The following is a 13,177-nucleotide window of genomic DNA, read 5'->3' as shown; positions in this document are numbered from 1 at the left end:
AACTTAATGCAACTTTTTGCTCAAGTCACGTGAAAACGAAGATATAACCTCACTACTACGCTTATCATCTTTACGTTCATGCATTATTTTTTTTACAGCATCAGCAGCTATACTCGCTGTGTTAGCTTGTAAATCCCCAAGAGCTTTTTCAACTTGGTCAGTAACTTTCTTCAAATTAGAATGGGAATTTTCATCTAACGTTTGATCGAGTTGCTGTCTATTATGCTTAATAATACTATTAGCCTTATCAAGTGCTTCATTCATCATTTTGTTAACTTCTGCATCTAATCTTTTGTATTTTTCAGAAGATTTTTTGTAATACTCCAACATATCTTTTCTGAATTTTTCAGTTTCTTCACTTGAAAACTTGCTTTTGTTACGTTTATTGTTAAGCGCGTTTTTTATTACCTTCCTTAACAATTTATATGAGAGGATAAAACCTACTAAAAAAGCAAGGCTTATAACTAGTAATGTAGACATAAAAACCCTAAAATTCTTTTGACACCAAGTCAGCAACAAATTCCTCTTCAATCTCAGAATTAGTTAACTTAGTATAGTAAATCAAAGCAATACTAGTAGCCATTTGTTTTAATTCACTAATATACTTAGATTTAAATTGTACTACCTTTTCTTCAACAAGTTTAATCATCTTCTTGTCTTCCTCTTCCAATATATCCTTAACATTCGCTCTCATTTCTTCTACTTGAGCAAATGCATCATCTATGATTTTTTTTGCCCGTACTCTAGCTTGATTTAAAGCTGCATTATACTTGGCAATTTGCTCTTCTGTAAGTCTTAAAAGGTGAATAGAACTATTAAATGAATCTAACACTTCTTTACTTCTAGTGCTTATTATTTCATCTAACTTCGGTAAAAACAAACAACTGACTACAAAAAAAAGTGAAGAGAAAAAAATTAAAAACCAAAAAATTTGAGAAGAGAAAGTTGAAACATCAAGCTGTGGCATCTGTTAAGCAGCAAATATTAATAACATTGCAAGTACAAACGCCAGCAACCCCATGATTTCAACCATGGCAGCACCAATATAAACGTAACTTTTCATTTTACCTTCTGACTCAGGATTTCTCGCAATCCCATTTAACATAGCAGAGAAGATATTAGCTATACCTAAACCAGCACCGAGCATTCCAAATACAGCCAAACCAATTGCTATAAATTTTAAAGCCACTAAATCCATATATTACCTTTAACTATTTCTTTATAATATAATTGTAAAATATTCTGCAAGGAAGTCAATTACTTTACTGCATCTGACAAATATACACATGTTAATATAGTAAATATATAAGCTTGCAAAACTGCAACAAATACTTCAAATCCTATTAGTGCAATTATAAACAAAAAAGGTGCAGGTGTAAAAAATATGTTCATATTTATGACGAATCCTGCTATCACTTTGATGATTGTATGACCCGCAATCATATTTGCTGCAAGCCTTATTGATAAACTAATCGGTCTTACTAAATAAGCAAATAATTTAATAATGATGATTATAGGTGCAAGCCACGAAGGAGTTCCTTTTGGTAGCAATATGCGTAAAAATTCTACTCCTCTTTCTTTAAACCCAACAATCGTTATATAAGTAAAAACCACCATTGATAAAGCGAAGGTAACTATCACATGACTTGTAACTGTGAAACTATAAGGAAGAACACCAACTAAATTACACGATAAAATGAAAATAAATACTGTAAATATCAAAGGAATGTGCTCCAAACCTTTGCTTCCAGTGTTACTTTCTATTATTGAAACAACAAAATCATATACATATTCAACTGCAGCTTGCAAATATCCTGGTATTACTGCACCTTTTCTTATTCCAAGGAGCAAAAACAGTACCATTAATATCACCGAGATCATCATAAAAAGAGATGAGTTGGTAAAGTTTATGTCATACCCAAATAATTTTGGTAGTTCTATTATTGTATATACTTTAAATTGTTCTAGCGGATTTAACGCCATTTTGACCCTGTATACTTAAACTGCAGCAGTAAATAAAGTATAAATTTTATAAAATAAAGTCAAGAATTAAGATAAGGAGCTCTGTATTATTATAGCATTAATATATTAACAAAATATACAATTAAAATGCAAATTATAGTCAGCTACCAATCTTATTCTAAATTCTTGACTTAACATCTTATTTTAACTATAATTTAATTTTAATATGAGGCAATTATGAACGAAATAGATTTTACTAATCCACCTTTAAATTTAGAACAGGAATGTGGTAACGGGTACATCAAGTTTACAGATTATTCTTCTAACTCAGACACTGGTCTTTTCCACATGGCAGGTGAAATGCTAAATGAAAGCCATGATGTTATAGGAAATTTCACTGGTGATGCTTACATTTATAATTTCCATATAGATGATCACAATATGAACATTCAACTCTGCATGGAAATGGACTGCAAAGGTGATATAAAGAAAATTCTTTCTTTGTAGAAAAAGTAGGCTTCTCCTTCGTTTTTTACAATTAGAGAAGCTACTCACTACAACAAGCTTTAAAATCATTATATTTTACATTACAATAACTTTTTTATTTTCTGTTAAATAAATGAAGTTCACATTATCTTGGTTATTAGAGTACTTAGAAACCAATGCTAGTTTAGAGGAAATTACTGATAAATTAACTCACATAGGGTTGGAAGTAGAGAATGTGATCGACAATTCCAGATTGGCCGGGTTTGTTGTTGCAGAAGTATTAGAAGTCGCACCTCATCCAAATGCTGATAAATTAAAATTATGTAGAGTAAATGATGGAAGTAAAGTTCTGCAGATAGTCTGCGGAGCAAAAAATGTTAAAGAAGGCATGAAGACTGTACTTGCATCTCTTGGTAGCACATTGCCAGAAAGCAACTTTACAATTAAGCCTACAAAAATAAGAGGAGTGCTAAGTGAAGGGATGCTCTGCTCTGCCTCTGAGCTTTCGCTGACTCAAGATGAAAGTGAAGGAATAATCGAGCTTTCTGATGATTATAAAACAGGAGATAAATTTTTCAATTGCGATCCTGTAATTGACATAAACATCACTCCAAACCGTGGAGATTGCTTAGGTGTTTATGGAATAGCACGTGATCTAGCAGCAACTGGAATTGGAACGTTAAAGACTTTAATCATTCCACAACTTACCGCTTCTATGAACTCACTAATAAACGTCAAAGTCATCGATGGGGAGAGTTTTATTAGTGGAGTATATATCACTAATGTAAAAAATAAAGAGAGTCCAAAATGGCTAAAAGATAAATTGGAATCGATAGGAATGCGCTCCATTTCTGCAATAGTTGATATTACTAATTACATTATGATATCTTTCGGGCGCCCGATGCACGCGTATGATGCAAAAAAAATAGAAGGAGAGCTCATAGTACGCAAAGCAAATGACGAAGAAAAATTTATTGGTTTAAATGATAAAGAGTACTTATTAAACAAAGACATAAGCGTTATTTCTGATGATAAAAATGTTCATGGAATTGCTGGAATTATGGGCAGCAAGTATAGCGAATGTACACTTAAAACTACTGATATCTTTTTAGAGTCTGCTTGGTTTGACCCCATCTCCATCACTAAATCTTCAAGGCAGCTAGGCATCTCCACAGACTCAAGTTACAGATTTGCACGTTCAATTGACCCTGAATTTACCCTTGATGGACTCAATCTTGCAGCCAAAATGATTTTGGATTTATGTGGCGGAGAAGTGTCAAGCATAGTGTCTGCTGGCAATTTGAATAAGGCTGATACCAAGATAAATTTTGATTATCAAGATGCAAACAAACTTGGAAGTGTATCTGCATCACCTAATGAGCTATTCGATATTTTAACAAAGCTAGGGTTTAGTATCGATAAAAAAACCGAAGGTAATTGGAATATACAAGTACCAAGCTGGAGACCAGACATAAAAATACCTGCTGACCTAGTTGAAGAGGCAGTAAGAATATACGGCTATGATAAAATAAAGGAAGAGCAACTAGCAGAAGACGTTACAGTAGAAGAAGAGACACAAGATGATTTGCGCATTTTAATGACAAGCAGAGGATTTCATGAAGTGATAACTTGGTCTTTTATGAGTGAATCAATAGCTGAAAAGTTTGGTTACTTGAATAAGTTATTCATTATCGACAATCCATTTAATAATAACTTCAATATAATGAGGCCAAGTGTCATACCAAATTTGTTGCAAGTCACTGCAGATAATATTGCTCACGGGATATCTGATCTCGCAATTTTTGAAATTGGACCAATTTATAATGGTGAGGCTCAGTCTAAGTACGTTTTAAGTGGAATTAGATCAGGAAATAATTCGCCGAAAAACCACTATAACACTGATAGAAAAATAGATATTTTTGACGCAAAGGCTGACCTCATAACAGCTTTGGAACTTTTTAATGTCAATTGTGATAATTTAGCAATAGAGAGAGCAGAAAAAGAATATTATCACCCAGGAAAATCAGGCTCCTTATCTTTTAGAAGTAAAATAGTTGGTTATTTTGGAGAATTGCATCCGAGTATATTGGATTTTTTTAACATCAAACAAAAAATTGTAGGCTTTGAGTTGATATTAGAAAATATCGAAAATTTACCTATAAGTAGAAAAAAATTTATCGATTATAAATATCAAAGTGTAAAACGCGACTTTGCATTTATTGTAAATAAAGATGTAGCAGCAGGCAGTATAATCAATATGGTGAAAAAAAGCTCAGAGCTCATCACAGAAGTTTTGATATTTGATGTATATCATGGAAACAATATAGAATCGAATAAGATGTCTATAGCATTTTCAGTTACTTTCTGCTCTCCAACTCACACTTTAACTGAAGAGGAAATCCAAAAAGAATCAAATATGATAGTCAACTTAGTGTGTGAAAATACTGAAGGAACTTTGAGAGCTCATCATTAAGCCGTAATCGCCGTTTCCTGATTTTGCTGTGTCACGTTTACTTCATCCAATTTATTTCCTATCTTGAATTCAATATCCTTGAAAAACCTATCCCACATTCCATGCAAATGCTCTTCTACTTTAGGCCATACATCATTTTTAAATGTCGTTCCATCATCAGAAAATAAATTACCCAAAAAAACTCCTACTTCCTCATAACTTGATTGAAAATGTTGAAGAAATGTTTCTACTTCCTTATGAGTATCATGTGCCACACTCAACGCTTTTCCTTCTGTGCTCTTATCCCCACGCATTGCAACGGCAAGACCTGTTTGAATATATCCCAAGCCTGTCCTAATAGCTTTTATAGGCTGCAGCCATGAACTCTTATCACTTTTTGGTACATTATTTACTATATTTTCCACCAACCTATTTATTAAAGGAGACAATAAATCTTGACAAAAATGTTTGATATTGTCTTTTGTCTTAATCACAGGACTTTTTATGCACTTTTCTGCCAAATAGTACTCAAGTTCTGCTCTCTCTAGTAACTTCTTAATTGCTTCTTCGTTAAAAGTTTCATGCTCGAACGCCTTCAGTAAATCATCTTCTATTATTGCAAATTTTATTTTTTCACGAGATTCTAGTTCTTCTCTATAATCATTTATTGTTTTTTCATTTATCAATAATCCTTTTTCTTCCAATTTCAACTGTTCTAATGTTTTTAGAATTTCTTTGTTATTTTCTAAGTGCTTCTGTACTAGCTTTGTATTTGGATGCTTTTCTCCTCTTCTCTCTTGCTCATCTTTTAAGTACTTATTTAAATCCTTACTCCCTTCTATTATTTTTCTCAATAGCATAGGTTTTTCAGGTCTTTTTAAGTATTTTTCAATTCTCACTCGATGTGAATTAATCTTTTCTACTAGATCTGGTGCCTCCCTTTCTAATAACTTACATGAATTCTCTATACCCTTTGCTTGACCTCTAAATAAATTTAGCATTTTACATTTCGTTATTTCTAAATACACCTTTTCTACAAAATCATTCACTTCATCTAAAGCTTCTTCACTTAAAGAAGCTTTTATCTTGTTTTCTAAATTTACAAACTGCTCCTCTATCAGGCTTAATATACCTAATCGGCTTAACTTATCTTTGGCTTTTCTCATTACTGATTTTACTAGCCTTTGCTTAACCTCTTGATTATCATACTCGAACTTAAAAAGACCTTCTAATCTTCTTTTTAAATTATCCTCCGCTAAGCTATTCTTTTTTATAATCTCGTATATTCCTTTCAATTTTGCATGTATCCTAATATATCTTTCCTGTCCTTCTTTTTTTAAACACTCAATCTCTCTTTTAGTGTTATCTAGAGCTTTCTTCGTTTCTTGAGGATATATATCCTTATAAACATCAATGATTGTACTCTTAGCTATTTTCCCTTCTTCTTTAAGTCGTTCCCACTCTGCTTTAAATACAGGAAGTGCATCATCACTTATATCTCTTGTTATCCCACCTACTTTTCCCAATGCTTCTAATCGATCATCTTCATCAGCTAAATCAAGTGCCTCTTTATTTTTCAGTTTTTTTATATCTCCTATTATCATCTCTTTCTCATTTGGTAATTCCTTACCTTGACTTTCTAATTTCTGTTTCACTAAAGTATTTTTTAGCTCATCCTCCAGTGAAAAATCTTCTCCCCGTCTATTTTGCTGAAACTTAATTGCTTGTATGAAGGCAACTTGATAAGCATTTTCTATCAAATGAGTTGTCAATTGATGGCCTATACTATCTACAACTTTCAGCCTGAATTCGTTCAACAATTCCTTCAGTTTATCATGTGTAATATCTTTCTTTTCTAGCTTCATCAGCTCTTCCATAGTTCTTGCGCATTCTTGAATCGAAGTTGCAAGCACACTCTTGATTTTATTACGCAAGGGCTTAAGACCATTTTTTAAATTGATGTTAGTTGACAATTTCAGTACGATATTGCGCTCTGAATCCCGCGTTACACTAAACCACTGATTATTTTCATTATCGCATAAATCTCTAAGTAATTGTTTAAATTGCGGTGGAAACTTTATTTCCATATCATATGCAATGCTTGACTCAGAAACCTCCATTTCATGAAAAGATACCTCTATATTTTGGTGCTTATTAGAATACTGCCCCATAGTTATTTTAAGAGCAGTAACTAAAGAGTGAGATAAATCTCTATTTAAAAGATAAAAAGTAGCCAAAGCAACTGTTGCAGGAATAACTAAGGCTGTTAGCACAGTCACATTAACAAAAATTGCCATTGCAGCAAGAGCGCCATATGCCAATCTTTTTGGCACACCTGTTTCACTCTTTTTTGTCTTATCTTCACCTACATCAGCTTGTGTCTTGCTGTCTGCTTTAAATCTACTATATATGACTAACCCCATTGCAGTAAAAACAATATAAGGAAGTACTAAAACTGATAGAGCTAAATTTAACACTTTCTTTTCTGGGCAAGCTCTATTTATTTCCCTAAATATTTCTCTTGATATATTATACCAGGAAGTAAAAAAGTCAGAGTTGTAATCTTTATAATGAAATATACTGAGTGGAATATCAAAAGTAGCAGCCTTGCTATCAAAGAATTCTTCCACTTCCTCTAAATCAGAAATAAATTCTCTCTCTTCTGAAGTAACAACACCTAAATCATTCCCTTCTTCTACATTAGAAACATCTTCCATAGCATCAAAAAACTCTTCTTCCTCTTCCAAAGCAACATTGGAAATAGATTGTACTTTATCTAAATCATCATTATTGTTATTTAAATCAACAATTTCTTTACAATCATCTGCAACAATCTGATTCATACTACAAACCTACCTAAAGCAGTCTCAGTATATCATAAATATTACTAACTTTGCAACTTTATTAACTTAATACCAACTATCAAATCTTGATATTCTTTAGAATAGAAATCGGCCTCGATCTCTTTATTAGTATCCAAAGATAAGGCAAGGGTCTGTTCTTTTATATATTTATTCCATGTAGTTATTGCTTCCTTAATTTTCTCATCTTCTGCTTTAATTATTACTCTGATTCTATCTGATATATGGAAATCAGCTTGTTTTCTAGTTTCTTGAATAAGCCTCACAACATCTCTCGCGAGTCCTTCTAGAATTAGTTCATCATTGAGCTCAGTACTCAGAACAACAATCCCTTTATTGTTATCAAATACAGAAGAATATTCACTATTTGCTTTTAATAATAGTTCATACTCACCTTTTTCTATAGTATAGCTCTCTGTTTCATCTCCCAGAAATATTTGCTCATTCTCAATTTGTCTCCACTTTTCTTCTTTGACATATTGAACTAGTTTCTTGATTTTATCTGCAACCTTCTTACCAAGTAGCGGAAAATTTAGTTTTAGCTCTAGTGACGCAACTTCTTTCAACTCACTTACTATTTCTAGTTCTTTTACATTCACCTCATCTCTTATTATCTCTTGATATTCATTTTTAAGGAAATCGCAGGAAGACCTATGATAAATGGTCATACTGCCAAGTGGCTGCCTGATGCGCATGTTAAACGTATTTCTGATGGATAATGCAGAGTTACATATCTCTCTTACCAAATCCATCTTGGCAATGAGTTCACTGTCATATCTATCTGATTGTGGAAAATCAGCCAAATGAACAGATGTTTCTTTGTACTCAAGCCCTTGCCATATAGTCTCTGTTATGAGTGGCAACAAAGGAGCTGCAGCCCGTAGTATGTAATAAAAAACTGTGTATAGAACATTATAAGCATCAGTTTTGTCTTGATCTAAATCATTTTTCCAAAAACGCTCACGACTACGACGAATATACCAATTATTTAACACTTCAAAGAAATTCATCAGGGTTTTACAAGCCTCTTGGGAATTATAGTTGTTCATAGAAGCTTGTATACTTTCCACAGCTTCAAAACATTTGGAAATCATGTAGCGATCAATGGTACTCTGATAATCTTTACAAACCTCAGCTCTAATTCCATCTGCATTTGCATACATGGTAAAAAAGTGATAACTATTCCAAATAGGTTTTATTACGTCCTTCAGAATATCTCGTATCGATTTTCCTTCTTTGTCGAGTAGTAAATTACCACCGCAAACAATGGAACCAGATAGCATAAGAAAACGCAGCGCATCAGAACCACATTTGTCAAAAACCTCCATTGGATCTGCATAATTATTTAAACGCTTGGATAATTTCTGACCTTTCACATCAAGAACCACACCGTGGCATATGCAATTCTTAAATGGCTCACTATCAAATAAAGCAGTGGAAAGCACAAAAAGCGTATAGAACCATCCTCTTGTTTGTGCTATATATTCAGTGATAAAATCCGCAGGGAAATTTTTCTCGAACCATTCTTTATTTTCAAACGGATAGTGAACTTGCGCGAACGGCATCGAGCCAGACTCAAACCAACAATCAAACACATCAGGCACACGACGCATAACTGATTTTCCTGTTGGATCATCAGGATTTGGTCTTATCAAAGTATCGATAAATGGTCTGTGCAAGTCATCTATTTTAACATTAAAATCTCGCTCTAGTTCTGCTATCGAACCATATACATCCACTCTTGGATATTTTGCATCATCTGATTTCCACACAGGAATTGGCGTACCCCAAAATCGATTGCGTGAAATAGACCAGTCATGCGCTCCTTCAAGCCATTTTCCAAATTGACCATCTCTTATATGATTTGGCATCCAATTAACTCTCTTATTTAGCTCTGTCATTCTTCCCTTAAACTTTGTCACAGCAACGTACCAAGAAGGCATAGTGCGATAGATCAAGGGAGTATCAGTTCTCCAGCAGTGAGGATAATTATGAATATGTTGCTCAGTCTTAAACCAACTCCCCTGCTCTTTTAATTTTTTTATTACTGTATCATTGGCATCAAAAACATGAACTCCTGTTAAATCTGAAACTTCTGCAGTAAATTTCCCACCGTTATCAATTGGACAAACAGCTCGAATATCATGGCTTTGGCAAAGGTAAAAATCTTCTTCACCAAATCCAGGAGCAGTGTGCACGACACCAGTGCCGTCTTCTGCTGTAACATAATCAGCACTGAAAACACGGAACGCATTTTTTGTATCTTTAAAGTAATCAAACAGTGGTTTATAGGAAAGACCTGCAAGATCACTCGCTTTAAGTTTTGTATTACAGTTTTCATATTGAATATTGCTTTGTTCACAGTGGCCGACAAATTTCTCTAAATAACTTTCAGCAAAGATGCAGACTTCACCATTTACTAACATTGCACAATACTCAATATCTTTTCCTATTGCCAGTGCAAGGTTACTCGGCAATGTCCAAGGCGTTGTAGTCCAAGCAAGTAATCTACATTTTTGTTTAAATTGCTTTGGATTTTCTAAAAGTTCAAAAGCAACAGTTACAGCTTTGCTAATTTTTTCTCTATATGCATTATCAAGCCTTGTTTCAAAATTAGAGAGTGGAGTTTCGCACGCCCAGCTATAGGGAACAACGCGTATTGATTCATACACCAGACCTTTATCATAAAGCTGCTTAAATGCCCACATGACCGACTCCATGAATGACTTATCCATAGTCTTATAGTCATTATGAAAATCTACCCATCTTGCTTGTCTATTTACATACTTCTCCCATTCTGATGAAAATTTCATTACAGAAGTACGGCAATGATTATTGAATTTTTCAATGCCAAACTTCTCTATCTCAGTTCTACCAGATATTCCAAGTTCCTTTTCTGCACCCATCTCAGCTGGTAAGCCATGGCAATCCCAACCAAATCTACGTTCAACCCTTTTTTGCAGCATAGTTTGATATCTTGCAAATGCATCTTTTATAAAACCAGTAAGCAAGTGTCCGTAATGCGGAAGTCCATTTGCAAACGGAGGCCCATCATAAAATACAAAACAATGACCCTTGGAACGTTTCTCGACTGACTGCTCAAAAATTTTATTTTCCTGCCAAAATTTTATGATTTCCTTTTCTAGCAATGAAAAATCAGGACTGCTGCTTGTATCAGGATAATACTTCATATTCATTTTAACTGGATAAAATCAAAGAATATAGAGCTTTCTGGAAAATTACAAATTCAAAAACTCTGTTTCTATAAACATAGATAGGTATTGACATTATTATACAGCATATTAATAAATCAGACTTATTTACTTAAGTTAAAGATGAATAAAGACAATAGAAGTTGGCCTTATCAGAAATTTCATGATGCTAACAAAAATAATAGTAAAAGCAGCTTTGTTTGGGAATCAGTTTCCTATGAATATAATAATTCTGGAAAGATTAAAAAGGTACACTATCAGTGGGAAAAGAAAAAAATCCCGCAAATCTATTATATCAAGTCTCATATGATTGCGTAACAGAGAGTTGTAGTCCCTTAAGGATTAAATCTAGATAGCTTATAAACTTATAAAAACACACAAAGTGCTTCTACATGAGACCATGGGAACACTTTTCTCTAATTAGGCAGCGCATCCCAACAAACTATTTTGCCTAGCTTCCAATATCCTTACATTTACTATTTTATTTTTGTATTTGTCGTCAGGATCATCAACGCATACTGATTGGATGTATGGGCTTTTACCAATAATTTGATTTTGGTGTTTACCTTTTTTATCACTGAATAGAACAGGAATAGTTTTTCCTATCATACTCTGATTAAATTCAAGTTGTTGCTTGCTAATTAATTCCTGTAAACGAAGAAGACGCTCTGTTTTAACCTCTTCTGGTACTTGATCTTTTCTTTCCGCCCCTGGCGTTCCTGGCCTTGGGCTATATTTAAAACTATAAGCCTGAGCGTACTTTACTTTTTCTACTAACTTCATAGTTTCCTCAAAATCTTTTTCAGTTTCTCCAGGAAAACCAACAATAAAATCAGAAGAAAATTCGATTTCAGGTTTCAATTTGCGCAATCTGTCTATTATTCCCAAATATTCCTCTGCCGTGTGTTTTCTATTCATTGCATGCAATATTTTATTCGAACCTGACTGCACAGGTAGGTGAACAAACGGCATGAGTTTTGATTCCTCCGCATGTACCAAGTAGAGAGATTCGTGCATATCTCTTGGATGAGAAGTTGTGTAGCGGATTCTTTCTAGCTTTTCAATTTTAGCAATGTGACTAATTAATTTTCCTAAATCCCACACCTCTCCTTCGCACTCTCCATGATAAGCATTAACATTTTGACCGAGCAAATTGATTTCCCTTGCCCCATTTGCAACTAACTTCAATGTTTCACGGAATATTTCATTTACTGGTCGTGAATACTCAGCCCCGCGTGTATATGGTACCACACAAAACGTACAAAATTTATCACAACCTTCTTGTATGGCAAGAAACGCAGAAGACCCCTGGCTATTGCCATAGCATTCATCTGGCAATTTATCAAACTTCGCAACTTCTGGAAAATCAGTATTTATTACATGACCTTTACTTCTGCTTGCTTTGACTATCAGCTCCGGTAAAACAGCGATACTCTGCGGACCAACAACAATATCAACAAAAGGAGCCCTTCTGAACACTTCTTCTCCCTCTGCTTGCGCTACACATCCAGCCACCACTATGGTCATTTCCTTATTTTTTTGTGATGAATGGATTCTTCCAAGCTCTGAGTAAAGCTTTTCTGCTGCCTTTTCTCTAATATGACAAGTATTTAATATCACCAAATCAGCTTGTTCTGCATCACTAACAACGTTGAACCCTAAAGGCTTAACTATATTCTCCATTAAAATGGAGTCATAAACGTTCATCTGACAGCCGTAAGTTTTAATATATAGGCCTTTCATATTTAAAATTCTTCACACAAATTCTAGCAAATTATACGAAAAACTGAATTCTAGTACAACAGCCAATAAAGATTGCTTGACAAACCTTCTCGCTTTCCTTACTCTGACAGTAGGGGTATTTTAAGAGCTCAAAAATCTATCTCAGTCTGCAGACTTTTCAGTCAATTTTTCAAAAAAAAACGTAGTGTATCTTCTTCAGCACGTGTTCAAATTCTGTTGTATATGCGCTGCATTTTCTTTCTAATTTTTCAGGAGGATTTTATGTCCAGAATTCCAGATACTTAACCTTTATTCTTAAGCTAAAAACCGATTGGTACCTATGGTTTTTATAAAGAAAGTGCAAAAAATACTTTAAAGAATATGAAATAAAGGTAGAAAAGGTTTGAGTAACCAAAAACTGTTTCCAGGCATAAATTTGTTATGTATACCAAAAAGTAATTACACTAATATAATATTCACAC

9 protein-coding genes are annotated in these 13,177 nt (G+C 33.8%); 2 read left to right on the top strand and 7 right to left on the bottom strand.

Annotated elements, in window-relative coordinates:
• Positions 1-3: 3 nt before the first annotated feature.
• The 4 genes from OPR29_RS01040 to OPR29_RS01025 are packed head-to-tail and all read right to left on the bottom strand — an operon-like array spanning position 4 to position 1,983.
• Positions 4-480: a F0F1 ATP synthase subunit B family protein gene (locus OPR29_RS01040; protein WP_265025300.1), complete on the bottom strand. Its 477-nt coding sequence runs from the start codon at positions 478-480 to the stop codon at positions 4-6.
• 7 nt (positions 481-487) lie between these two features.
• On the bottom strand, positions 488-967 hold the full coding sequence (locus OPR29_RS01035) for a F0F1 ATP synthase subunit B family protein (protein WP_007302046.1): 480 nt from the start codon (positions 965-967) through the stop codon (positions 488-490).
• A gap of 3 nt (positions 968-970) precedes the next feature.
• Complete coding sequence (locus tag OPR29_RS01030; protein WP_006014985.1) at positions 971-1,198, bottom strand: F0F1 ATP synthase subunit C; 228 nt, start codon at positions 1,196-1,198, stop codon at positions 971-973.
• Between the two features lie 59 nt (positions 1,199-1,257).
• Positions 1,258-1,983 carry a F0F1 ATP synthase subunit A gene (locus OPR29_RS01025; RefSeq protein ID WP_007302047.1) on the bottom strand — a complete coding sequence of 242 codons (726 nt, stop codon included), beginning with the start codon at positions 1,981-1,983 and terminating at the stop codon, positions 1,258-1,260.
• Positions 1,984-2,199: 216 nt separating this feature from the next.
• On the opposite strand from OPR29_RS01025, the gene OPR29_RS01020 reads away from it, so the two are divergent.
• The gene (locus tag OPR29_RS01020) at positions 2,200-2,469 is read left to right on the top strand and encodes a hypothetical protein (protein ID WP_010402566.1); all 270 of its coding nucleotides are present in this window, start codon (positions 2,200-2,202) and stop codon (positions 2,467-2,469) included.
• Positions 2,470-2,581: 112 nt separating this feature from the next.
• On the top strand, positions 2,582-4,921 hold the full coding sequence (pheT, locus tag OPR29_RS01015; RefSeq protein ID WP_007302049.1) for a phenylalanine--tRNA ligase subunit beta: 2,340 nt from the start codon (positions 2,582-2,584) through the stop codon (positions 4,919-4,921).
• Here the strand turns inward: pheT and OPR29_RS01010 are convergent.
• The 3 genes from OPR29_RS01010 to miaB all read right to left on the bottom strand — a co-directional run bounded on the left by OPR29_RS01010 (position 4,918) and on the right by miaB (position 12,716).
• Positions 4,918-7,743: a V-type ATP synthase subunit I domain-containing protein gene (locus tag OPR29_RS01010; RefSeq protein ID WP_265025299.1), complete on the bottom strand. Its 2,826-nt coding sequence runs from the start codon at positions 7,741-7,743 to the stop codon at positions 4,918-4,920. The genes pheT and OPR29_RS01010 overlap by 4 nt on opposite strands.
• 44 nt (positions 7,744-7,787) lie before the next feature.
• A complete protein-coding gene (gene ileS, locus OPR29_RS01005; RefSeq protein WP_265025298.1) occupies positions 7,788-10,958 on the bottom strand; it encodes an isoleucine--tRNA ligase in 3,171 nt (1,056 codons plus the stop codon).
• Positions 10,959-11,393: 435 nt separating this feature from the next.
• A complete protein-coding gene (gene miaB / locus OPR29_RS01000) occupies positions 11,394-12,716 on the bottom strand; it encodes a tRNA (N6-isopentenyl adenosine(37)-C2)-methylthiotransferase MiaB (protein ID WP_264376610.1) in 1,323 nt (440 codons plus the stop codon).
• Between the last annotated feature and the right edge of the window lie 461 nt (positions 12,717-13,177).

The sequence above is a fragment of the Wolbachia endosymbiont (group B) of Pammene fasciana genome (genome assembly GCF_947251495.1).
Lineage (GTDB): Bacteria > Pseudomonadota > Alphaproteobacteria > Rickettsiales > Anaplasmataceae > Wolbachia.
Note: the sequence above shows the minus strand (reverse complement) of the source record. Positions and strands in the feature narration are given on the sequence as shown.